Genomic DNA, 23,804 nt, shown 5'->3' with positions numbered 1-23,804 from the left:
ACAGGGTCCGAGTCGAACGTTCGTGAAGAAATACCGTTAGGTGCGTTCGGCGCGTAAGCGAGGTATGTCCGTTCGCCACCGATCGGTCGCCGTCGCCGCGCTCGCGCTGCTCGCGACGCTCGCCGCGCGGCCGGTCGCGGCCCACGTCGACTACGTCACCGAGGACTCGGGCGATCCCCTCGACGCGGTCGCGTTCGTCGCCGAGGTGCTCTCCGACCCGTTCAACGCGGCGCTGTTCGCGGGCTCCGGCCTCCTCGCCGCCGCCGGGGTCGCGGCGTATCTCTGGGTGCGCCCGACCGTCGTCGACGTCGTCGTCCTCCGCGAGAAGCTCGCCGGCTACGGCGACCTCGTCCCGTGGATGCTGCGGCTCGCCGTCGGACTCCCCCTCGTCGGCGCCGGCTTCCAGGGGTACCTGTTCGCGCCGACCCTCTCGTTCGACGTCGGGGCGAGCCCGCTGCTCCGCGTGCTCTTCATCGGGCTCGGCTTCTTCACCCTCTTCGGGCTCGCGACGCGGATCACCGCCGCGGCCGGCCTGCTGACGTACGCGTGGGTGCTCGTCGCCGGCGACCCCCTCGTCGTCCTCGCGGTGGAGTACGTCCCGGTGTTCCTCGCGCTGCTGATACTCGGCGGCGGTCGGCCGAGCGCCGACGACATGCTGCTGGCGGTGGCGAGCACGCCGGGGTCGTACTACGGCCGGATCGACCCCGTCCACCACCTGAAGTCGTTCCTCGACGAGGCGACCACCCCGCTGCGGCGCTATGTTCCGACGGTGCTCCGGGTCGGAATGGGCGTCTCGTTCGTCTACCTCGGGCTGATCCAGAAGCTCGCCGACCCCGGCAGCGCGCTGCTCGTCGTCGAGAAGTACGACCTCACGTCGGTCGTCCCCGTCGACCCGGGGCTGTGGGTCGTCGGCGCCGGCGTGACCGAGGTCGCCGTGGGGCTCGCGCTGATCGCGGGGTTCTTCACCCGCGGCGCGGCCGCGCTCTCGTTCGTGCTGTTCACGACGACGCTGTTCGGGCTCCCCGACGACCCCGTCCTCGCCCACGTCGCGCTGTTCGGTCTCGCCTCCGCCGTCTTCACGCTCGGCTCCGGGCCGCTCTCGTTCGACCGGTGGTTCGGTCGCCCCGCGCTCGACGACGGCGAGGAGCCGGTCGCGGCGGCCGACTGACGGTCGGGTCGACGCGTCCCCGCCGCGGGGCGGCGCTCGACCCGGCCGGCGGTTTTTAAGTCGCTCTCGCGCGGTGAGGGTAGTATGCGAGTGGACCTCGGAAACGCCTTGGAGACGACCCCCGGGCTCACGACGGCAACGCTGGACAGACTCGACGACCGCGTCGCGGCCGCGCACGAGCGGATCGCGGCCGGCATGGCCGACGACGAGTTCGGGTACGCCGCCCTGAACCTGCCGGAGGCCGCCGACCCGGACGCGATCTACGCCGCGGTCGACGGGTTCGACCGCCCCGAGGCGGTGCTGACGGTCGGCATCGGCGGGAGCGCGCTCGGCGCGGCGACGCTGTCGAACGCCCTGTCGAGCGACGTGGACGCGTACGTTCTCGACAACGTCGACCCCGACGACACGCGGGCGCTGCTCGCCGACCTCCCGCTCGACGACACCGTCGTCAACGTCGTCTCGAAGTCGGGGACGACCGCCGAGACGCTCGCGAACTTCCTCGTCGTGCGCGAGGCGATGGCCGACGCGGGCGTCGACTGGACCGAGCGCACGCTCGTCACGACGGGCGAGGCGGGGAACCTCCGACAGCTGGCGGACCGCCACGACCTCCCGTCGCTGCCGGTCCCGGACGGGGTTCCCGGGCGGTTCTCGGCGCTGTCGACGGTCGGGCTCGCGGTCGCGGCCCTTCAGGGCCACGACGTCGAGGCCGTCCTCGCGGGCGGCCGCGACGGAATGGAGTCGCTCGCGGGGTCGCTGTACGAATCACCCGCGTACGCCTACGGCGCGGCGACGTACGCGCTCGCGGAGCGCGGCGCGCGCACCAACGCCGTGATGCCGTACGCCGAGTCGCTGGAGACGTTCGCGGAGTGGTTCGCCCAGCTGTGGGCCGAGAGCCTCGGGAAGGACGGGCTCGGGCAGACGCCGGCGCGCGCGCTCGGCGCGACCGACCAGCACTCCCAGCTCCAGTTATACCGCGCCGGCCCGCCGGACAAGCTGGTGACGCTCGTGCGACCGACCGAGCGTGCCGACGTGGGGATCCCAGAGACCGAGCTGGACGGACTCGCGTACCTCGGCGGGTCGTCGCTCGGCGGCCTGCTCGACGCCGAGTTCGAGGCGACCGAGGCGAGCCTCGCGGCCGCGGACGTCCCCAACGTGCGCGTCGAGATCGACCGCGTCGACGAGCGGGCGCTCGGCGAGCTGCTCTATGGCATGGAGGCGGCCTGCGTCCTCTACGGCGAGCTCGCGAGCGTCTCGACGTTCACGCAGCCCGCGGTCGAGTGGGGGAAGAAGGCCGCACGCGGGCTGCTCGGCGGCGGAGACTTCGCCGAGGCCGAGGCGGTCGACGAGAAGCGCGAGCTGCGGATCGAGTGAGCGGCGGGCTCGGCGTCCGGCTCGAACGCGCGCGACGCCGAGTCGACATCCGGTGCGTCTAAGCCTCGGGGCGCCGTACGACCCCCAATGAGCGACGACGCACCTGGCTCGGCGGTCGCCGAGCGAGTGCTCCGGGTCGCGAGCGCGCTGTTCGCGATCGTGTTCGCGCTCCTCGTCGCGAGCGCGATCACCGTCCCGGCAGCGGACCTGGCGGTCTCGATCGGGCTGGTCACGGAGGGGTCGACCGGCTACCAACTGCTCCGGACGGTGCTCCAGTTCGGCGGGTTCGCGGTCGCGGTCGCGGGGTACCTCGCGATCACGGGCGAGTGGGAGCTCGCCCGCGTTTCCCGACCCGACGCGCGCCAGGCGGCGATAGTCGTCGGCGGCGGGGCCGTCCTCTTCGCGTTCCAGTACGGGGCGCTGTTCGCGCTCGATCAGGTCGGGCTCTCGACCGGCCAGAACCAGGCGGTCGTCCCCGCGGGCGACCCGGTCACCTACTACCTCGCGATGATCGCGGTGTCGCTCGCGGTGGTCGGACCCGTAGAGGAGCTGCTGTTCCGCGGCGTCGTCCAGGGCGGCGTCCGGCGCGCGTTCGACGCGGTCCCCGCGGTGCTTATCGCGAGCCTCGCGTTCGGACTGATCCACCTCCCCTCCGTCTCCGGCACCCCGGTCGAGCGGTGGGCGTACGTCGGCGTCGTCGTCGTGCTCGGGTCGGTCCTCGGCGCGCTCTACGAGTGGACGGACAACGTCGTGGTCCCGGGACTGGCGCACGGCGTGTACAACGCCACCATCTACGTGGTGCTGCTCGCGCAGGCGCTCTGAGGGGCCGGAGCGGCGGGGACCGAGGTCACCGGTTCGCCCTCGGCGCTGATCACCCGCCGGCCGAGCGCTCCGTGACGGCGAGTTCGCCCGAGAGCGACTGCGCCGACGGGGGCGCGATCGCGATTCCCTCCTCGTCGAACCGACGCTTCACCTCGCGGCGGAAGTCGGACCGGAGGGTCGCCACGTCCCTGTCTCCGGGGTCGTCGACCCACAGCTCCGCCTGGACCGTGATCGCGTTCTCGCCGAGGTCGAGGACGCGCGCGTTCGGCGCCGGGTCGTCAAGGACCGCTCCCGTGTCGGTCGCGACCGAGCGGAGCGTCATGAGCGCCCGCTCGACGTCCTCGTCGTAGGCGACGTACACCGTCTCCGTGATCCGGTAAGTGTCCCGGCCGTACGGGCGGGTGAGCGCGTTGCTCGTGAGTTCGGTGTTCGGCACCGATATCGTCTCGTTGTCCGGGGTCCGGACCCGCGTCACGCGGAAGTCGACGGCCTCGACGGTCCCCTCTCCGCCGGGCCACGCGATCCAGTCGCCGACGTTGAAGTCGGGGTCGGCCACGAGGAAGATCCCGCTGATGAGCGACCCGAACACCTGCTGGCCGGCGATGCCGAAGACGAAGGTGATCGCCGCGATGACGATCGCCGAGTCGGTGAGGACGGCCCCATAGCCGGCGGCTATCACGCCCGTCAGCGTCGCAAACCCGATCAGCGCCACTCGGACGTACGTCCTGACCGCCGTCTCGATCGTCGGGTTGTTGCGGTTCCGCGCCCGCACGACGCGGACGACGAACGGCACGACGACGACCTGTCCGAGGACGTAGACGGCCGCGAGCGCGACGAGAAACCAGAACAGCTCCGAGAGCACGCGGTCGTACGCCGACACCAGTTCTGTCGCCCACCTTGGCAGCGCCGTCAGCCGGATCATACGGTCGCGTCGCGTCGCTCCGATAAAAATCCCGGACCGCACGGGAGCCGAGCCGACCGCTCAGTACCCGTCTTTCCCCCAGCGCAGGTCGTCGTACGTCGCCTGCTGGTCGCTGCCGAGGCGCTTTCGAACTTCCGACCGAGCGCCGCCATCTCCGGGACCGAGCCTTCTCCGGGACCGAGATTTGATCCAGTTCGCAACCATACCGCTCGAACGCACTCTCGAGCGCGAACTGAGGACCGAAGACAGAGGAAAATATATATCGAGTAAATAGAGGTATGTGACCTCCGTACTGGTCAGAGTAGTCCGGTGGTATCAGTCCGGTCTCGTACCCCTATTATAAACGGCTTTTATGTGGCTTCCCGAGCGTCCACGTGATGACGCAGGACGGAGAGCGTCTGGCGGACTTAGTATCGCGTCGTAAGATTCTCGTCACGACCGGAGCCGTGGGAGCGGCCGGCCTCGCGGGCTGTTCGGGCGGGAGCGACGGCGGCGACGGTAGCGACGGTAGCGACGGAAGCGACGGTAGCGACGGCGGCGACGGCGGCGACGGCGGCGACGGCGAGGACGAGAGCGCAGACACCTCGCCCCTGACCGCGGACGGCTCTTCGACCGTGTACCCGATCACGAGCCTCGCGGGGTCGCTCTGGAACGGGAACGCGCCCGCCTCCGACGAGGAGTACTGGGGCCCCGGGCAGTACGGCATCGACACGGACCAGAACATGGCCGACTACTGGGCGGGCCTCTACGGCTTCGAACCCAGCGGCGAGGAGGGGACGCCCCCGTTCTTCACGAGTATCGGCCTCAACCACACCGGCGTCGGGCTGGAGAAGCTCGAGCGCGGCCAGGTCGACATCGGTGACGCGTCCGCGCCCGTCAGCGCGGAGTTCCCGGATCGGAGCGAGGAGGAACTCGAACCGTTCACGGACCACGTCGTCGCGGTCGACGCTCAGCCGATCGTCGTCAGCCGAGAGATCTACGACGCGGGCGTCACTGAGCTCACCCTCGAAGACGTTCAGGACATCTACCGGGGAGACGTCACCAACTGGTCGGAGCTCGGCGGTCCCGACCGCGAGATCAACGCCGTCGGCCGCGCCGAGGGCTCGGGGACCGACACCTCGTTCCGCGTCAACGTCCTCGGCGACCCGGACGCGTCGATGGGCGGCGTCGACGTCCGTCAGGGGCAGAACCAGCAGGTCGCCTCGACGGTCGACAACACTGACAACTCCATCGCGTACATCGCGCTGGCGTTCCTCGAGCCCGACGGCGGCGTGCCGCCGGTCGCGCTCACCATCGAGGGCACCACGTACCGCTACGGCGAGAACCTCGGCACGCTCGATTACCCGCTCTCGCGCGCGCTCCACTGTTACACCTGGGACGGCACCTCCAACAAGGAGGCGGCGTTCATCCGGATGATCCTCAGCGAGTACGGACAGGAGATGTTCGTCGAGCCGAACGACTACCTCCCCCTCGAGGACGAGTTCCGTCAGGAGCAGATCGACGCGCTGCCGGAACCGTCGGCGTAACGCCGAGGGCTCGCGGTGCGCCGTTCTTCGGCGCGCCGGTCTCCGGAGATTCCGCGCCGACGTCCGGCCGACGCGGCGACCCATCTTTCGGGCCACGAGAAGGCCATTCATGTTTCAGTATACGAACGAGCCGTTCACCGATTCACCACACACGCACGAATGAAACTCAGTAACACTAGCATCGCCGGCTTCGAGGGACGAAGCGTCACGGACGCGGACCGTGGGGTCCTCCTCACCGGTCTCGTAGGCGGGGCGTGTCTCCTCGTCGCGTTCGGGCTCTTCCTCTCGAACTCGACGCTGACCGTCGTCCCTGTCTCGGGCTTTCTCGCCGCGACGGCGTACGGGTGGTTCAACCACCAGGCGGCCACGGTCAAGTCGGTGACCTTCCTCGCGACGGTCGCGACGACGGTCATCTTGGGGCTCATCTCGATCTTCCTGATCGCGCGCTCGATACCCGTGTTTCAGCACATGGGGATACGGATCTTCGGGCTCACCGAGCCGGTCCGCGTGTTCGGAGTCACCCTCATCCCCGGCGTCGGAGAGCTCTGGAGCACGAGCGGGGACGTCTACTCGCTGACCCCGATGATCTGGGGCACGCTGATGACGACCGTCATCGCGATGCTCGTCGCCGGCCCGCTCGGCGTCGCGGGCGCGGTCTTCATCGCGGAGATCGCCCCGCCGACCGTGCGCGAATCGGTGAAGCCCGGCATCGAGATACTCGCCGGCATCCCCTCGATCGTGTACGGGTGGCTCGGATTCGTCCTTATCTCGCCGTTCGTCTACGACCACCTCGGCACGCCTGGCCTCGGAAACATGGCCATCGTCGGCGTCGTCATCGGGCTGATGGCGCTGCCGACGGTCGTCTCCGTGGCCGAAGACGCGCTGACGAGCGTCCCCAACTCGATGAAGGACGGCTCGCTGGCGCTCGGCGCGACCGACTGGCAGACGATCAAGGGGATCACGATGCCGGCATCGTTCTCGGGCGTCTCGGCGGCGGTCCTGCTCGGCGTGGGACGCGCCGTCGGCGAGACGATGGCCGCGACCGTGATCCTCTCGAACGTGGTCCAGCTGCCCGAGCCGCTGTACAACGTCTTCGGGAACACCATCTCGCTGACCAGCCTCATCGCGAGCCAGTACGGTAACGCCGACGGGATGCACATGCAGGCGCTGTTCGCGGCCGGCGTGGTGCTTTTCGTCTCCGTGATGTTCCTCAGCATCGTCTCGCAGGCGGTCGAATCGCGAATGAAACGGAAACTGGAGGGCCAAGCGTGAGCACCGTCACCAACCGCTCGCTTCGAAGCGACCAAGGCGACGGCTTCGTCCGTCTGACCGACAGCGTCGTCGGCGTCGGTATGACCGTCATCGGCCTGTCGGCCCTCGCCATCGCCCGCGTGATCACCGGCGACACCGCCGCCTTCGGACTCAATGCGTTCGAGTGGGTCGCGCTCGCGCTCGCCGCGGCGGGTCTGACGGTCGTCGGCCTCGGCGTCGGCTCGTTCCTCGGGACCTTCGAGACGACCCCGGAGGAGCGCGGGACCGTCGGTCCGGCGCTCGGATTCGGCGGGATCGCGCTCGCTGCGGGAGGCCTGACGGCGTCCCAGACGCTCGGGCTCCCGCTTGTCGTCTCCCTACCGGCCGCGCTGGTCGCGGGGCTGGCCGTCGGCGGCTTCGTCACGCTCGCCCGCGAGGACCTCGGGACGACGCTCCCCGCGGGCGGACTCGCGCTGCTCGTCGGCGCGCTCGTCCTCGCCGACGTCGTTACCGCCGGCTGGACGTGGGCGCCAGAGGGGTTCTCAGTCACGTTCCCCGGCTACATGGTCATCCCGGTGCTCGCTGGGGTGGCGTCGCTCGTCGCCTGCTGGGCGGCGGTGTCGGCCCGGAGCGGATTCGGCGCCGCGGGCCGGCAGTCGGCGGCGTACTTCCTCGTCGGGCTCAACGCGATCGGGATGCTCGTCGTCCTGGCGACGCTGATCCTCTTCATCGGCGTGAAGGGGTTCGGCCGGGCGACGCAGGGGATCGTCTTCGACCCGCTCGCCTTCGAGTTCCGCTGGCCGTTCGTCATGGACGGGTACAACTTCCGGCCGGACGTGGCGAACGGCGTCTTCCCCGCCGTCGTCGGGACGGTGTGGCTCGTGATCGGCGCCGTCCTCGTCGGCGTCCCGCTGGCCGTCGGCGCGGCCGTCTTCCTCTCCGAGTACGCTGAGCGCGGCCGGTTCACGCAGCTGGTCGAGGTCGCGACGAACGGCCTCTGGAGCACGCCGAGCGTCGTCTTCGGCCTGTTCGGTTACGCGTTCCTCGTCCCCCGGTTCGGCAACACCACGTCGCTGCTCTCGGGGATGTTAGTGCTCGGGTTCATGCTTCTCCCGCTGGTGACGATCACCAGTCGGGAGGCCATCAAGGCCGTCCCCGACGAGTACCGCGACGCAAGCGCCGCGCTCGGGGTGAGCCAGTGGGAGACGATCCGAAGCGTCGTCGTCCCGACGGCGCTCCCGGGCATCGTCACCGGCGTCATCCTCGGGGTCGGTCGGATCGCGGGGGAGACGGCCCCGATCCTGCTCGTGATGGCGGGCGGGCTGCGCGACGACGCGCCGAGCGTGCTGGGTTCGTTCCAGTTCGTCGCGCGGCCGCCGTTCGTCGTCAACGACGCGCTCCTCCAGAGCGCGCCGGCGCTACCGTATCAGCTCTACGCGACGATCACGGCGGGCGTGAGCGGCAACGAGGAGTTCGGCTGGGCGACCGCGTTCGTCCTTCTGGCCGTCGTCTTGAGCTTCTACGCGATCGGCGTCGGCACTCGCATCTACTTCCGGCGGAGGTTACAGCATGAGTAAGGCTACGAGCGAATCCACGACGGCGGCGGAACAGACCACCACCGGGGAGACCGACGAGCGCGTCGACCCCGAGTGGTCGAACTACCAGTTCAGCGGCGCGCCGAAGATGGCGGTCGAGGACCTCGACGTGTACTACGGCAGCGACCACGCGCTCGACGGGATCTCGATGGAGATCCCCGAGCGCAGCGTGACGGCGCTCATCGGCCCGTCGGGCTGCGGGAAGTCCACGTTCCTGCGCTCGCTCAACCGCATGAACGACCGCATCCGGAGCGCGCGCGTCGAGGGGTCGGTCAGGCTCGACGGCGAGGAGGTGTACGCCGACGGCGTCGACCTCGTGGAGCTCCGGAAGCGGGTGGGGATGGTGTTCCAGAATCCCAACCCCTTCCCGAAGTCGATCCGTGACAACGTCTCCTACGGGCCACGGAAGCACGGCGACCTCGAAACGGGGCTTCTGGCCCGCGCGCTCGGCCGCGACGACACCGAGGAGCTCGACGACCTCGTCGAGCGGTCGCTCCGCCGGGCCGCCATCTGGGAGGAGGTGAACGACCGGCTCGACGACAACGCGCTCGGGCTGTCGGGCGGCCAGCAGCAGCGGCTCTGCATCGCGCGCTGTCTCGCGACCGACCCCGAGGTCATCCTGATGGACGAGCCGGCGTCGGCGCTCGACCCCATCGCCACCGCCAAGATCGAGGACCTGATCGACGAGCTCGCGGAGGAGTACACGGTGGTCATCGTCACGCACAACATGCAGCAGGCCGCGCGCATCTCCGAGCAGACGGCGGTGTTCCTCACCGGCGGCGAGCTCGTCGAGTACGACGAGACGGAGAAGATATTCGAGAACCCGGAGAGCCAGCGGGTCGAGGACTACGTCACCGGCAAGTTCGGGTGACCAGCGTGCCCAGAGACCGATACCGCACCGAGCTAGACGACCTCCGAGACAGGGTCGTCGCGCTCGGCGAGGCGGTCTTGGACCAGTTGGAGACGGGACTCGACGCCTTAGAGTCGGGCGACCCGGCGGTCGCCCGCGAGGTCATCGACGGCGACGACGCGATCAACGACGCGTACCTCTCCGTCGAGGCGGACTGTATCGACCTCTTCGCGCTCCAACAGCCCGTCGCGAGCGACCTGCGGTTCGTGGCCGCCTCGTTCAAGATCCTGACTGACCTCGAACGGATCGGCGACCTGGCGACGAACTTCGGACGGTACGCGCTCGCGGAGCCCGGCGAGTCGCCGCCGGCGGTCGACGCCGTGGCGATCGGCCGCGAGGCGCGCGACGCGGTCGAGGACGCGCTGACCGCCTACCGGACGCGAGACATCGAGCTGTGCCGCGAGATCCACGCCGGCGACGACCGGATCGACGCCCTGTGTCAGCGCGCGAGCGAACAGGTCGTCCGCGACCTCGTCGAGCGCGCGACGGGCGAGGTGGCGGACGACTCCTGGGGCGTCGAGCGCGTCCTCGACGACGTTTCCCGGCTGCTGCTCACGGTCCGCGACGTCGAGCGCGTCGGCGACCACGCCGTCAACGTCGCCGCGAGGACGGTGTACATGGTCGAACACGACGCCGAACTCCTCTACTGAGACGATGGAGACCCGAAAACTCCAGCGGGTCGGCGGCGGGACGTACACCGTCTCGGTCCCCAAGCGCTGGGCCGTCGAACGCGGTCTGGACGCCGGGACCGAGGTGCGCCTCTACGCGCACGCCGACGGCTCCATCGTCGTGCGGAGCTCCGAGCGGGACGGCGCGGCGTTGGAGGGCGTCGCGCTCGACGTCGACGGGGACGACGCGGCCCTCGTGCGACGGCTGCTTCGAGCGGCCTACGCGACCGGCTACGAGCGGGTGACCCTCACCCCCCGCGACTCGCTTGCCGACGGCCAGCTCCGCGCCGCGCGGGAGACGAACCGCGGGCTGGTCGGGACGGAGGTCGCCGCCGACACCGCCGACGAGTTCGCGCTCCACAGCGTGTTGGAGACCGCGGACGTGTCCGTTCGCCAGACGGTCGTCCAGCTCCGGTTCGTCGCTCGGTCGGCGCTCAGACAAGCCGCCGTCGCCTTCTGCGGAGACCGGGACGCGGACCTCGAACGACTCCGCGAGCGGGCGGCGGAGGCGGACCGGCTGTTCGAGATGGTCGCCCGCCACCTCAACCGTTCGCTCGTCTCGATGGCGGAACTCGACCGCCTCGGCGTGGACCGTCCGGCGCTCTTCGACTACTACGTAACCGCGAGGGAACTCACGGCCGTCGCCGACCTGAGCGTCACGGTCGCTGAGACCGCCGGGGACTCCTCGGCGGCGATCGGCGACCGGCTCGTCGCGGATCTCGAAGCGACGGTCGACGACGCCGAAGCGCTGGTGGCGGCGGCCGCCACGGCGGTCCTCGAAGGGGCAAGCGCGACGGACGCGCACGAGGTGCTGGCGGACCGCGACGAGGTGACCGCCGGGCTCGACAACCTCGAAGCGGCCGTCTTCGACGACTCGGACGCGTCTTTCGACGGAACGGCGGCCGACGCACGGGCGCTGACGCGGCTGCTTGACGCGCTCGGCCGGATCGCGGACCATTCGGCGGAGATCGGGACGGTGGCGATGCGGGCGGCGATGCGCCCGGACGCGGAGTGACGGTGGCGTCGGCGTCGGTCGCGCCGTCTCGCCCCGCCCTGCCCCGCGCCGTCTCGCCGGCGGTTCAGTACGTTTCTTTCCCCCAGCGCAGGTCGTCGTACGTCGCCTGCTGGTCGCTGCCGAGGCGCTCCTCGAACTTCCGGCGGAGCGCGGCCTTCTCGGTCGCGGAGATCCGCGCCAGCTCGTCGGCCTTCGAGACCGGCTCCGGCGGGCCGCGCGTCGCCGCCACCTCGGTGACCACCTGCCGGGTGAGCCGTTCGCGGGTCGCCGCGTCGCGGGTGAACGCGTACGGCGCCTCCAGCTTATACGTCACGTCGGTCCGCGGGTCGTAGACGACCATGAACGTGGGCTCGTACAGCTCCGGGTCGAGCTCGCGCTCGACGCCGAGCGCGTCGCCGTCGGCGGCCATCGGCGCGTCCGCGCCGCCGCGGCTGCGGAACCAGGTGGTGAACGTGAGGTCGTCGTCGAGGCGAGCGCCGCGGGCGGCCGCGGGGTCGTCACCGTCCGTTCCGACGGGTTCGGCGCCGTCACCCTGCTCCCGCCGCTCCAGCAGCCGCGTGAAAAGCGCCGTGTCGTCGGGCCACGGCGACTCGACGCCGGCGCGCGAGAGCGCCCGGACCGCGGCGCCGCTCGCGGGGTTCTTGACGAAGCCGGCCAGCGGCACGCCGCGCTCGGCGAACCGCTCGACGAGGCGGACGTACTTCTCGATCACCGCGCGGGGCTTCGCCTCGCGGGCGAGCGCGCCGAGCTCGGGGTCGCGGTCGGCCCAGGTGAAGAGCTCCTTCGGGTAGATGGGGCCGTCGAGGACGAGCAGCTCGTCGACCTCGTCGGCGCGGTCGAGCGCGTGGGTCCCCTCCGCGAGGTAGAGGGCGAGCGCGTGGACGACCCGCTCCGCGTAGCGGTTCACCCGGGGGACGTGGAGCACGCGCTGTTTGGTGTGCCCCTCGTCGCGGCGGGTCCACTCGCTGTCGAAGCCGGCGGTCGAGTCGCCGGCGTGGACGGTGGCGACGATGGTGCGGTCGCGGTGGAGGTCCAGATCCGTCGGCGAGCTCGCCATCGCCGCGTGCGCGACGTCGACGACGAGGCCGTTTTTAAATGTCGTCGGGTTGATCGTCCCCGAGTCGAGGCCGTGGACGGTCTCGAACGGGCGCTCGGCGAGCGCCACGTCGTCGATGGCGGCCCGGCGGCGCTCGTGGTCGCCGAGCGCCGCGATCACGACCCGCCCGTCGCGGCGCAGTTCGGGGAGCCACTCGCGCCACACGCGCTCGGCGAGGTCGTCGTGGTCCGTCGCGTCCACGTCGCCGCCGATGCCGTACGCGAGCTGGGCGATGTTCTCGACGTGGATCGGATCGAGCGTCACGACCGTACGGCGGTCCGGACGGATATAAAAGTCGTCGGCCGCGCGGTCGACGGCACCGTCGCGGCCCGGCGGCGACTCGATCCGTCGAGCTGAATCGAGGGACGGCCGATCGGGACCGCCGATCGACCGAACCAGTTCGGACTACGTCAATTTACCAGCAAAATGGGCCGAAAGAGGAGTCTCGTCAGCGAATGGCTCCAGTTTCTTAGCGTCGCTGCGCACGCTAAACGACGGTATCAGGGATAATAGTTGGAGGCGATGTGTTTTTAAAACATACGACAACCCACGGGTATGGCAGAGACTGCGACCGGGATAGATTCGGGCGGATCGGGCGGGCTGACCGGGAGCGTACGAGAGGTGATCCGGTACATCCCTGACGGCACTTCGATGCCGGAAGAGATGTGGGCGCCGCGCCACCGGAACATCCTGATCGCGACCGTGGTACAGGTGCCGCTGTTGATCGCGATGGGGCTGTACAGCGGGACCGAGTCGATCACCGGCGCGCAGATCCCGGCGACGCCGCCGTGGATGCTCGGCGGGTTCGTCGCCGTCATCCTCGCGACCGCCGCGCTGGCGAACTGGTCGGGGCTCGGGCGCCGCCAGCGGACGGTGCTCACGGCGTTCAGCCTCATGACCGTCTCGATGGCGATGGTGAAGCTGTCGGGCGGGTACATCGAGGCGCACTTCAGCTTCTTCGTGTTCATCGGGGTGCTCGCGCTGTACGAGGACTGGCTCCCGTTCGCCGTCGGCGTCGCGTACGTGGCGATCGGCCACGGCGCGTTCAGCCTCATCGACTCGAGCCTCGTCTACAACCACACCGCGGCGATCGAGAACCCGATCGTCTGGGGCGGCATTCACGCGGTGTTCGTCCTCGCGCTCGCCGGCGCGCTGATGGTCAACTGGTACTCGATCGAGAAGTCGCGCGAGGCGGCGCGCGAGCAGCTCGAACTCGCCGAGCGGAAGCAGTCGGAGATACAGGACGTCGAGGCCGCCAAGGCGGAGGTCGAACAGCGCCGCGAGGAGGTCGAGCGGCTGAACAGCCACCTCGAGACGAAGGCTGACGACTACAGCGCCGCGATGGACCGGGCGGCCGACGGGGACCTGACCGTCCGGCTCGACGCCGAGAGCGAGAGCGAGGCGATGGCCCAGATCGGCGAGGCGTTCAACGGCATGATGGACGACATCGACGAGGCGATGGGCGAGGTCCGGTCGTTCGCTCAGGAGGTGTCGACCGCGAGCGCGAACACGGTCGACGGCGTCGAGACCGCGGCCGACCGGAGCGAGGCCGTCAGCCAGTCGGTCACGGAGATCGCCGAGGGGGCGGACGAGCAGCGCGAGATGCTCCGGCAGGTGTCCGACGAGATGAACGACCTCTCGGCGACGATCGAGGAGGTCGCCTCCTCGACCCAGACGGTCGTCGAGGTCGCGGAGCAGACCGCCGACATCGCCGACGACGGCGAGGAGACGGCCGAGGCCGCGATCGAGCGCGTCGAGGAGTCCCGCGAGGCGCTCGACTCCGCGGCGGGGACCGTCCAGGAGCTCGACGAGCGGATGGAAGACATCGGGGAAATCGTCGACCTCATCGGCGACATCGCCGAGCAGACGAACCTGCTCGCCCTGAACGCGAACATCGAGGCGGCCCGCGCCGGCGGCGGCGGTGGCGGCGGGAGCGACGGCTTCGCGGTCGTCGCCGACGAGGTGAAACAGCTCGCCGAGGAGACCCAGGACGCGGCCACGGAGATCGAGGAGCTGATCGGCGCCACGCAGTCGCAGACCGAGGGGACCGTCGAGGCGGTCCGGAGCGCCGAGGAGAACATCGCCGTCGGCGCCGACGCCGTCGAGGACGCCGCGGACGCGTTCGCGCGGGTGTCGGACAACGCCGCGGAGGCCGGCGAGGGGATCCGCGAGATCAGCCGCGCGACCGACGACCAGGCGGCCAGCACGGAGGAGACCGTCTCGATGGCCGAGGAGGTCGCGGACATCAGTGGGTCGACCGCCGACGAGGCAGACGCGGTCGCCGAGGCCGCCGACGAGCAGCTGACCGCGATGAACGAGGCGACGACGGAGGCCGGCTCGCTCGCGGAGCAGGCCGAGCGGCTCGGCGCGCTCGTCCGCGAATTCGACGTCTCCGGCGACGACGTCGACCCGGGCGCCGCGCCCGGGCCGACCGTCGCGGTCGGCGACGGCGGACAGCCGGAGTAGTCGACGACTGCGCGGCGAGGACGCTTTTCTTTTCACCGGTCGGCGTCGGCCGTCGGCTACTCGGTATCCGACGCGTTTCCGACCGCTTCGAGGACCCCGAGCGCCCGCTTCACCTGCGCGCCGTCCTCGACGAACACCAGCGTGCGCGGCGGGTGGACCGCCTTCGGACGGGCGCGGAGGTCGACCTCCCTCGCCGCGTCCGCGGCCGCGTCCGGAGCGACGACCGCCTCGATCCGCGCGCGGTCCGGCTGGACGTACACCTCGGCGATGGGCTCGGTCGCCCCCTCGTCCGTTCCGGCCCGCTCGCGTGCGATCCGGTACGCCAGCGCGCCGTCGGCTGTCGGCTCGACGTCGCGGTCGGCGTCGGCGACCGTCAGCCCGCGGAGGTCGCTCTCGTTGCCGGTCACCTCCGAGGCGAGCAGCTCGGCGATCCGGACGCCGTCGGCGAGGCGGTCCGTGACCATCTCAGGCGGCCCCCGAGTCGTCGGCGTCGCTCGGTTCGGCCGTGTCGGTCCCGCCGGTCGCCGCGCCCCCGTCGTCGCCCGCCGCGGCGGCGAGTTCCTCGCGCACGTCGGCCGCCAAGCGGTCGACCGCGGCGCCCTGCTCGCGGGCGTAAAGGACCGCGGCTGCCTCGATGGTGACCGACAGGGCTCGCTGGCGCTCGTTGATCGCGGCGACCGCGCGCTGCTTCTCGACGCCCGCGGCCACGATGGCGTCGAGCGCGCTCTCGAAGGTGGACTGCTCGCGGAGCACCGACTCGTCCGGGGCGAACCCCTCCGGGACGGTCACCTCGGCCGGGTCGAACTGCGGGACTAAGTCGCCGTCCTCGGACGACAGCAGCCCGCGACCGACGGCGACGTCGACGAGGCGCTTCGCCTGGTCGGGCGAGAACCACTCCCGCTCTAACGACAGCGCGACGACGAACTCCCCTTCGCCGAGCCGGTCCTGGGCCCGGGTCTTGAACGGGGCGGCGACGGCGACCTCCAAACTCATGTGCGAATCGGGGGGCGCCGACGGCGGTAAACCTACCGGACCGCATCCCGCTTCAGGGCGGCCGCGACGTCCGGCTTACGCCCGGAAACCGTTATGTCGGGCCAGCGAGATGGCGCACGTATGGAGACCCGCCCGCTCGGCGACACCGGCCACGACAGCACCGTCATGACGTTCGGGGCGATCGCGCTCAACTGGCTCGAACAGGAAGGCGCGAACCAGCTGGTCGAACACGTCCTCGACTACGGCGTCAATCACTTCGACGTGGCCCCGACGTACGGCGACGCGGAGCTGAAGCTCGGCCCGAAGCTCCGCCAACACCGCGAGGAGATCTTTCTCGGCTGTAAGACCCAAGAGCGGACCTACGAGGGCGCGTGGCGCAAGCTCGACCGGTCGCTGAACCGCCTCGGCGTCGAGAAAATCGATCTGTATCAGGTCCACGGGCTCGAGTACGACGAGGAGTTGAACGAGATTACGGGCGACGACGGGGCGCTCACGGCGTTTCGCGAGGCCAAAGAGCAGGGGCTGATCGACCACATCGGCCTGACGAGCCACGGCGACCCGGGACTCATCCTCGACGCGCTCGACCGCATCGACGACCTCGAGTCGGTGATGTTCCCCCTGAACCCTGTCGTCGTCGGGAAGGACGACGACGAGTACGACTACGAGGCGGTCCTCGCCCGCGCCGACGAGAAGAACGTCGGTACGCTGGGGATCAAGGCGTTCGCCGGCGGCTCGTGGCCGCCGACCGACGAGCTTCCCGAGGCGGACCGACCGTTCGCGAACTGGTACCGGCCGGTCACCGCGCCCGACGAGATCCGCGAGCGGTTCGACTTCGCTGCCGCACAGGGGCTCACCAGCGTCATCAACGCCGGCGATCCGAAGCTCGTCACCATGATCCTCGAGGCCGCGGCCGACTACGACGGCATGGACGAGGCCGCTCAGCGGTCGGTGATCGAACGGGCGCGCCACGACGACAGCCCGGTTCCCGAACAGCTCCACCACTGAGAACGGCGAATGGACGTGCCAGACACGGTCGCGACCGCGCTCGACGACCGGCCGGTGACCGGGAGACGCTGTCTGGAGGCCGGTGCGGGCGTCGGGAACGCGACCGCCGGACTGCTCGCGAACGGCGCCGATCGGGTGTACGCCGTGACGAACGACCGGGACCACGCGCGGACGACGCGCCGACGCGTCGCCGATAGCGGCGGCGACGGTAGCGGCGGCGACGGTACCGACCGCGGCAACGACGCCGACCGACTGGCGGTGCTGGAGGCGGACCTCCGGTCGATCCCGCTACCCGACGGCTCCGTCGACCTGATCACCGCGCACGGCGTGTGTAACGTCCTCGATCCGGCGGCGCTGACGGCGGTGGCCGAGGAGCTCTCTCGGGTCGCGGCTCCGGGTGCGCACCTCGTCGTCGACGACTACGACCCGTTGCCAGACGGCGCCGCGATCGGCGAGCTGTTCGCCGTCGAGAACGCCGCGTCGGAACTGGCCCGCTGCCGCCCGGCGCTCACCTTCTACCCGGCGGCGTTCCTGCGACGGTTCTTCGCGGGCCACAACTGGGAGTTCGATCGGGAGCGGACGCTCTTGGAGCCGGTCCCCTGGACCGAGAGTCACGTCTCGGCACACGCCGACGAGGCGGCCTCCATGGCCGCGGAATGTCCCGGTGAAGCGGGCGATGCGCTGTCGGCGACCGCTCGCGGGCTCGCGACCGAGATCGGGTCGGAATCAGTCGGGCGGATGTACAGTCTCGCGTTTCGACGTCCGGGCTGAGGGCCTCGGAAGTCGCGGCTCAGTCGTCGTCGGTCGCCGCGGCCGGCTCGTCGGCGGCTGGCGCCCCGGCCGCGAGCGGGCCCACGTCGATCGTGTAGCCGGTCGCGGCCATGACGAACAACACGAGCGGCGAGAGGAACGCGAACAGGTAGTAGGGCGCGTACTCCAGCGTCGGCACGCCGGTGGCGCTCGCCATGAAGACGGCGCCGGCGTGCCACGGGAACAGCGCGCCGGTCGGCGTCCCGGCGGCCTCGACCGCGCGGGAGAGCTGGTCGGTGTCGAGCCCGAACTCGTCGTAGGTGTTCCGGAGCGTGACGCCCGGGAGGACGATGCTCATGTACTGCTGGGAGGTGAGCGCGTTAATAACGATCGCGGAGACGCCAGTCCCCGCGACGAGCGCGCCCGGGCTCCGGACGGCCGACGTGAACGCGTGCGCGATCACCGCGAGGACGCCCGTGCGCTCTAAGATTCCGCCGAGCGAGAGCGCGGCGACGACGACCGTGATCGTCCACGCGGAGCCGGTGAGACCGCCGGTGGCGAGGAGGTCGTTCACCGTCTGAGAGCTCGACTGGGGCGCGGTCCCGGACATGAACACCTCCCACGCGGCGACGAAGCCGGTCCCCTGGAGGAGGATCGTCATGAACGCGCCGGCGAACACGCCGGCGACGAGCGTCGGGAGCGCGGCGTAGCCGCGCAGCGCCAGCCCGAAGGTGACGACGAGCGGGACGAACGCGACGACCGTGATCGCGTACGTCTCCGTGAGCCCGCCCTGTATCTCGGCGATCCGGCCCGCCGGAATGGCTCCGCTTGTGCGGAGGCCGAGCGCGGCGAAGCCGAGGACCGCGAGCCCGAAGGCGATCGCGGTGCCGGTCCGCATGCGGCGGATGTGGCCGTACAGGTCGGTGTTGGTGACGCCGGCCGCGAGGTTCGTGGTGTCGGAGAGCGGCGACTGCTTGTCACCGGCGTACGCGCCCGAGAGGACCGCCCCGACCGTCATCGGGGCGGGAACGCCGAGCCCCGCGCCGATGCCGACGAAGGCGACGCCGAGCGTCCCGACGGTGGTCCACGAGGAGCCGATCGCGAACGCGACGACCGCGGCGAGGACCGCGGCCGCCGGGAGGAACGTCGTCGGCGAGAGCACCTCCAACCCGTAGTACATCAAGCTCGGGATGGTGCCGGCGCTGACCCAGGTGGCGATCAGCCCGTAGATGGTGAAGATGATCAGGATCGCCTGGAGCCCCATCACGAGCCCGTTGGCGATGCCGTCGAACAGCTCGTCCCAGTCGTAGCCGAGCCACAGTCCGAAGGCGCCGACGAAGGCGATGCTCCAGAGGAGCGGCGGGTGCGGGTCCAAGCCGAGGACGGCCGAGCCGATGCCGAGGAACGCGACGACGGCGAGGACCGGGACCAGCGCCGCCGCCAAGCTCGGGCGACGGTCCGGGTCGAGGTCCTCGTACGCCGTCGGCGTGAACGAGCGTGCCATGCGCGGTTATATTCTTTTGAAGCATAAGAACAACTCGAAATATGCGTGAGAAAGATAACGATCGTTCATCTCGTTCGCGGCGGGGCCGCGAGCCCGAGGCGTCCGACGGGACGACGGCGCGGCGCCCGCTTCCGTCACCCCGCGCGTCCGACCGTGTGCCGCCGTGTCGCGGCGGTCCGCGAACGGACGCTCTTATACGCGTCGGCGGTCAAGTCGGGGCAACATGATATTTGAGGGCCTCCCGACGACTCCGCGCTCCGAGGAGCTCGTCGACAAGGCGTTCTCGCGGGCGGCGCGGGCCGGGCGCGCGAAGCGCGGCCACGAGGCGCAGGAGTCGATGCTCCGGACCGCCGGCAACGTGCTCTCGGACAACTTGGAGAACGTCGTCACCTCGTGGCCCGACTTCGGCTTCGACGTCGACCCGTTCTACTACGAGCTCGCGGACGCCATCGTCGACGTCGACCGCCTCCGACAGGCGCTCTCGCAGGTGATGTGGGCCAGCCGCCAGATCGAGGACCTCCGCGACGAGTACACGACGAAGATCCGGAACTCGGACGTGGACACCGCCCGCAAGCACCGCAAGCAGGCGTTCGCGCGCATGGCCGACGTGATGGACCAGATCGAAGAAGACTTACGGTACATCGGCGACTCGCGGGACCAGCTGAAGGTGCTGCCGGAGATCAATCCCGACGAGCCCGCCATCGTCGTCGCCGGCTACCCCAACGTCGGCAAATCCTCGTTCGTCAACCGCGTCACCCGCGCGTCGAACCAGATCGCGGAGTACCCGTTCACCACGAAGGGCGTCCAGATCGGCCACTTCGACCGGAACCACGTCCGCTACCAGATCGTCGACACGCCCGGCCTGCTCGACCGCCCGGAGGACGAGCGCAACGACATCGAGCGGCAGGCGGTGAGCGCCCTCGAACACCTCGCGGACGCCGTCGTCTTCGTCATCGACCCCTCCGGCGACTGCGGCTATCCCCTCGACGTCCAGTTAGAGCTCCGCGAGGAGGTCCGGGAACTGTTCGGCGCGGACGTACCGCTGCTCACGGTGGCGAACAAACACGACCGCTTCGAGGCGGTGAAGGCGGAGTCCGTCGACGCGACGATGAGCGTCACCGAAGAGGAGAACGTCGAGGACGTCCTCGACATGGCGGTCGACGCGGTCGGCTACGAGCCCGACCTGCCCACGCGAGACGGGGAGTAGTCGCGGGAGTACGTGTAGTACGTGGTTGGTGAGGGCATTTATAAGCAGAACAGCGAGGTTGCTGTCGGCTGTTTATAAATAGTTGAGGCTGCTGCGGTTGACACCTACAAAGCCCCAGCTGGTGAGGCAGGCGCACGCTCGCTGCGCGCCTCACTCGGTCGCTACCGCTCCCTCGTTGCGGTGCTTGTGTCGCCTGCGCCTGCCTCACCAGCTGCCCCTTTGAGTCCCGCCCCGCACGGCACCGCACAGCACCTCACGCCTCCCCAACCTCGCCGCTCGCTCCGCTCGCGGCGTCCCTCGCGGGCTGGCTCGCGGCCTCCGCTTCGCTCCGGCCGCTCGCAGGCGCGCCACCGCATTCGGTTTTAAAAGCTCGTCGCCGTCGCTCACGACTATTTAAAAACTACATCACGGCCGCCAGTCTGCGATACTCACTCCCGCACTCGATCAAGAAGGGCCCAATTAATCGGCTTTTTCAGGTCGTAAACTGTCTAAAAATATGAGTGTAACAGCGGCCTGTGATCGATGCGTCCCCGTTCGGCCGTCAGGCCGGCGTCGCCTCGTAGACGACGTTCACCGAGACGCGCACGCTCACGTCGCCGGTCTCGACGGCCGTCGAGCCGCCCGCGTCGCCGCCGGCCGCCGCGTCGAAGCTCTCAGCGATGAACGGCCGCGATCCCGACTGCGTCGTCGACACCTCGTAGACGCCCGAGACCTCCAGGTCGCTCGCGTTCGCGAGCGCGGCCGCGTCGTCGTCGGCGTTCGACATGGCCGTCGCGATCGCCTCCTCGCGGACCTCCCGCTCGGTCTCCTCGCTCAGTCCGAACTCGATCCGCTGGACCTCGTCCGCGCCGGCGTCGATCGCGACGTCGATCACCTCGCCGACTGCGTCGACGTCATCAAGCTCGATCGCGTACTGGTGGACGCCCTCGTACCGCGTCCGGTTCGGGTCGTCGCGGGTCTCGTAGCTCTCGCGGACATCGTACCGCTCCGTCCGGATCGCGTCGTCGTCGAGCCCCCAGTCGGTCAGCGCCGTCCGGAGCTCCTCCTCGCCGGCGGCCAGCTCGTCGCGCACGTCCGCGGCGTCGTCGCCGGTCGCGGTGACCCCGACGCGGAGGGTGGCGCGGTCGGGCGCCGACGTCGCCTCGCCCGCGGCCGTCACTTCGATGCTCCGCTCCAGTTGCGCCTCGTCGCCGCCGGTCGGGGTGGCGGTGCCCGCGAACCCCGTACAGCCGGCCAGCGCGACGAGCGCCGCGATGCCGATGAGTGCCGTCAGTCGCCTGTTCATACGCGACCGTTCGCTTCCCGACGACGTATAAGCCGCAGATAACACAAAGAGCCGTTTTGCCTATCGGCCGTCGTCGGCCTCGTCGTCCCGCTCGGCGGCCGCGTCGTCGTCGGCCGCCTCCTCGGCGGCCTCCTCGTCCGCGTCGTCGTGGTCCACGACGTACGTGTCGTCGAGGTGCGGCTGTTCGTCCTCGGGGGAGTGCCCGCTGTCGGCCGCCTCCTCCCGCTCGTCGAGCGCGTCGTTGACGGCCGCGTCCGCGGCGTCGGCGGAGCCGCCGTCGGTGTCGGGTCCGTCGCCGTCGCCGTTGCCGTCGTCGACGGCGAGCTGACCGTCCTCGACGGAGCGCACGTTCGTGCCCTCCGACTCTTCGGGGTCGCGCTCGACGCCGCCCGACATGTCGGTGGCGCGGCGGCCGGAGCCGAACAGCCGCTCGCGCAGCGACCGGCTGCTGGGGCGTTCGGTGAGCAGCACCGACGCGTCGACGTCGTGGATCACGTCGAGGTGCAGCGAGTTCGAGACGAGCCGCGAGAGCAGCCCCTTCTCCGTGGCGCCGATGATGACGAGCGTCTTGTCGGCGGCCGCGTCGCAGATGCCGGTCTCCACGTCGCCGCCGTCGTCGACCACGAACTCAGCGTCCTCGAGGCCGTGTTCCTCGGCCCAGTTGGCGAGGAACGCCTCCCCCCGTCCCCTGTTCTCGGGCCCGTCGACCACGTGGAGCAGCGTCACCTCGGCGCCGACGGTGTCGGCGAGCACCTTCGCCACCTCCGCGCTCAGGTCCGAGTCCGGCCCGCCGGAGGTCGGGATGAGGATCCGCGAGGTGTCCAGCTCGTGCTCGTTGAGGATGAGGAAGTCGCAGGGGAGCTGGTTGGTCAGCTCGTCGATGGGCCGCTCGGCGCGGGCGGCGCTCCACAGCTGGTCGTCGCCCCAGCCCATCAGCACCGCGTCCGGACGGGTCCGGCGGGCCATGTTGAACACCTCCTCGAACGAGCGGTGCGAGACGACCGTTGAGGTCGACACGTCGACGTCGTAGTCCGTCGCGGTCGACCGGAGGTTCGCCATCCCCTCCGCGGAGACGTCCGCGATCCGCCGTCCGGCGTCACCGGAGGACAGCGACATGCGCTCGGGCGCCTGAACGACGTGGACGATGTGGACGACGCCGTCCTCGTGGCTGCTCGCGAGCCGCGCAGCCAGCTCGACGATGGGGCCGTCCGTCCGGGGATTCGTGATCGGCACCATGATCCGGTATCCCTCGCCCGCGAACAGCGTCGCCTCGGTGGCGTCCAAGATGGGGACGTACGAGCGACCGGCCGCGCGGCCGAACACCCACTCGGGGACCGTCAGGCGGCGGCTGACGCCCTCGAAGCGCGCCTCTTCGAGGCGCTCCTCGCTGGTCTGGAAGTAGTTGACGAGCGTGACTAAGACGACCCCGCCGATGGTGTTCCCGAGTAACACCGGGATCACGAAGCCGACGATCCCGGAGTAGAGGCTGATCTCGGCGCCGTACAGCGGGATGTTATACTCGAAGAACAGGTAGAGCACCTCGGTGAAGGAGACGACCACGTGGAACAGGTCGCCGAGCGGGATCGCGAGGAACGCGAGGTAGACGACGAGCATCCGGCTCACGGAGTCGGTGGAGGCGAAGCCGACCCAGACGACGCCGGCGACGATCAGCCCCGCCATCGCGGCCTTGAAGAACAGCGGCACGGTGCCGACGCTGAACCCCCCTCGGAGATGTACAGCGCCGCGTCGACGGTGTCGCCCGTGAACACGCCGCCGTACGACAGCACGAGCGCGCCGATCCCGCCGCCGACGAAGTTGCCCGCGAGCACGATCGTCCAGTGGCGGAGGAGCGTGGGGAGGCTCGCGAGCCGCTCGAGCGTCAGCGCCACCGGCGGCAGCGTGTTCTCGGTGTACAGCTGGTAGCCGCCGATGATGATGTAGATGAACCCGAGCGGGTACAGCATGACGCTCAGGATGGGGTGGGAGTCGGTCGCCGCCGTCAGCGACGCGTACAGCATGAACGTGATCGTGATCGCCAGCCCGGCGGCGAGCCCGCTGAAGAACAGCTCTCGGCTCCCCGAGGTCACCTCCTCGTCCGCGGCCGCGATGATCCGCTGGAACACCTCGTCCGAGGAGAACCGGTCCCGGACGGCCTCGCCGACCGCGGGCGCGCCGCTCCGGGACCGCTCGACGACCTCCCGCATGGAATCGTCGTCGGGTTGCTCTGAGTCCGTCACTGGCGGAGCCCAC

General features: G+C 70.1%; 19 protein-coding genes and 1 pseudogene. 13 read left to right on the top strand and 7 right to left on the bottom strand.

The window, feature by feature from the left end; genetic code table 11:
* Positions 1–64 precede the first annotated feature (64 nt).
* From J7656_RS05595 to J7656_RS05585, 3 genes are all read left to right on the top strand, one after another.
* A complete protein-coding gene (locus J7656_RS05595; RefSeq protein WP_017344313.1) occupies positions 65–1,168 on the top strand; it encodes a DoxX family protein in 1,104 nt (367 codons plus the stop codon).
* Between the two features lie 84 nt (positions 1,169–1,252).
* Positions 1,253–2,539, top strand: coding sequence for a glucose-6-phosphate isomerase (locus tag J7656_RS05590; protein ID WP_211554345.1), 1,287 nt, complete (start codon positions 1,253–1,255; stop codon positions 2,537–2,539).
* Positions 2,540–2,626: 87 nt separating this feature from the next.
* Positions 2,627–3,361, top strand: a complete 735-nt coding sequence (locus J7656_RS05585; RefSeq protein WP_017344311.1) for a CPBP family intramembrane glutamic endopeptidase — start codon at positions 2,627–2,629, stop codon at positions 3,359–3,361.
* A 49-nt stretch (positions 3,362–3,410) separates the two neighbouring features.
* Here the strand turns inward: J7656_RS05585 and J7656_RS05580 are convergent, their stop codons facing one another.
* Positions 3,411–4,283 carry a mechanosensitive ion channel family protein gene (locus J7656_RS05580; RefSeq protein WP_017344310.1) on the bottom strand — a complete coding sequence of 291 codons (873 nt, stop codon included), beginning with the start codon at positions 4,281–4,283 and terminating at the stop codon, positions 3,411–3,413.
* A 377-nt stretch (positions 4,284–4,660) separates the two neighbouring features.
* On the opposite strand from J7656_RS05580, the gene J7656_RS05575 reads away from it, so the two are divergent.
* From J7656_RS05575 to J7656_RS05550, 6 genes are all read left to right on the top strand, one after another.
* On the top strand, positions 4,661–5,809 hold the full coding sequence (locus tag J7656_RS05575; protein WP_017344309.1) for a PstS family phosphate ABC transporter substrate-binding protein: 1,149 nt from the start codon (positions 4,661–4,663) through the stop codon (positions 5,807–5,809).
* A gap of 159 nt (positions 5,810–5,968) precedes the next feature.
* Positions 5,969–7,081 (top strand): phosphate ABC transporter permease subunit PstC, encoded by a 1,113-nt coding sequence (gene pstC, locus J7656_RS05570; protein ID WP_017344308.1) that lies wholly within the window; start codon positions 5,969–5,971, stop codon positions 7,079–7,081.
* Complete coding sequence (gene pstA / locus J7656_RS05565) at positions 7,078–8,637, top strand: phosphate ABC transporter permease PstA (RefSeq protein WP_017344307.1); 1,560 nt, start codon at positions 7,078–7,080, stop codon at positions 8,635–8,637. The genes pstC and pstA overlap by 4 nt, the downstream gene beginning before the upstream one ends.
* The gene (gene pstB / locus J7656_RS05560) at positions 8,630–9,526 is read left to right on the top strand and encodes a phosphate ABC transporter ATP-binding protein PstB (RefSeq protein WP_017344306.1); all 897 of its coding nucleotides are present in this window, start codon (positions 8,630–8,632) and stop codon (positions 9,524–9,526) included. Before pstA ends, pstB begins: the two co-directional genes overlap by 8 nt.
* 5 nt (positions 9,527–9,531) lie before the next feature.
* Complete coding sequence (gene phoU / locus J7656_RS05555) at positions 9,532–10,215, top strand: phosphate signaling complex protein PhoU (RefSeq protein ID WP_026046297.1); 684 nt, start codon at positions 9,532–9,534, stop codon at positions 10,213–10,215.
* Between the two features lie 4 nt (positions 10,216–10,219).
* On the top strand, positions 10,220–11,248 hold the full coding sequence (locus J7656_RS05550; RefSeq protein WP_017344304.1) for an AbrB/MazE/SpoVT family DNA-binding domain-containing protein: 1,029 nt from the start codon (positions 10,220–10,222) through the stop codon (positions 11,246–11,248).
* 64 nt (positions 11,249–11,312) lie between these two features.
* On the opposite strand, the gene J7656_RS05545 is transcribed toward J7656_RS05550, so the two are convergent.
* Positions 11,313–12,608, bottom strand: coding sequence for a DNA double-strand break repair nuclease NurA (locus J7656_RS05545; RefSeq protein WP_017344303.1), 1,296 nt, complete (start codon positions 12,606–12,608; stop codon positions 11,313–11,315).
* Between the two features lie 291 nt (positions 12,609–12,899).
* On the opposite strand from J7656_RS05545, the gene J7656_RS05540 reads away from it, so the two are divergent.
* Entirely contained in the window at positions 12,900–14,810 is a 1,911-nt protein-coding gene (locus tag J7656_RS05540) for a methyl-accepting chemotaxis protein (RefSeq protein ID WP_211554344.1), read from the top strand.
* Positions 14,811–14,866: 56 nt separating this feature from the next.
* Here the strand turns inward: J7656_RS05540 and J7656_RS05535 are convergent, their stop codons facing one another.
* The gene (locus J7656_RS05535; protein WP_211554343.1) at positions 14,867–15,274 is read right to left on the bottom strand and encodes a DUF7993 family protein; all 408 of its coding nucleotides are present in this window, start codon (positions 15,272–15,274) and stop codon (positions 14,867–14,869) included.
* Between the two features lies 1 nt (position 15,275).
* On the bottom strand, positions 15,276–15,803 hold the full coding sequence (locus J7656_RS05530) for a DUF2240 family protein (protein ID WP_017344299.1): 528 nt from the start codon (positions 15,801–15,803) through the stop codon (positions 15,276–15,278).
* Positions 15,804–15,923: 120 nt separating this feature from the next.
* Between J7656_RS05530 and J7656_RS05525 the strand changes: the two genes are divergently transcribed.
* Together J7656_RS05525 and J7656_RS05520 are read left to right on the top strand one after the other, a co-directional pair.
* Complete coding sequence (locus J7656_RS05525; protein WP_017344298.1) at positions 15,924–16,808, top strand: aldo/keto reductase; 885 nt, start codon at positions 15,924–15,926, stop codon at positions 16,806–16,808.
* A 9-nt stretch (positions 16,809–16,817) separates the two neighbouring features.
* Positions 16,818–17,579 (top strand): class I SAM-dependent methyltransferase, encoded by a 762-nt coding sequence (locus J7656_RS05520; protein WP_211554342.1) that lies wholly within the window; start codon positions 16,818–16,820, stop codon positions 17,577–17,579.
* Positions 17,580–17,598: 19 nt separating this feature from the next.
* Here J7656_RS05520 and arcD read toward each other — a convergent pair whose 3' ends face one another.
* The gene (gene arcD, locus J7656_RS05515; RefSeq protein ID WP_211554341.1) at positions 17,599–19,062 is read right to left on the bottom strand and encodes an arginine/ornithine antiporter ArcD; all 1,464 of its coding nucleotides are present in this window, start codon (positions 19,060–19,062) and stop codon (positions 17,599–17,601) included.
* 223 nt (positions 19,063–19,285) lie between these two features.
* Between arcD and J7656_RS05510 the strand changes: the two genes are divergently transcribed.
* On the top strand, positions 19,286–20,269 hold the full coding sequence (locus tag J7656_RS05510) for an NOG1 family protein (RefSeq protein WP_211554340.1): 984 nt from the start codon (positions 19,286–19,288) through the stop codon (positions 20,267–20,269).
* 541 nt (positions 20,270–20,810) lie between these two features.
* Here J7656_RS05510 and J7656_RS05505 read toward each other — a convergent pair.
* Complete coding sequence (locus J7656_RS05505) at positions 20,811–21,554, bottom strand: SIMPL domain-containing protein (protein WP_211554337.1); 744 nt, start codon at positions 21,552–21,554, stop codon at positions 20,811–20,813.
* 60 nt (positions 21,555–21,614) lie between these two features.
* A pseudogene (locus J7656_RS05500) lies at positions 21,615–23,791 on the bottom strand (formate/nitrite transporter family protein).
* Between the last annotated feature and the right edge of the window lie 13 nt (positions 23,792–23,804).

The organism is Halorubrum ruber (genome assembly GCF_018228765.1).
Taxonomy (GTDB): Archaea; Halobacteriota; Halobacteria; order Halobacteriales; family Haloferacaceae; genus Halorubrum; species Halorubrum ruber.
This window is presented reverse-complemented; position numbering and strand designations above follow the sequence as displayed.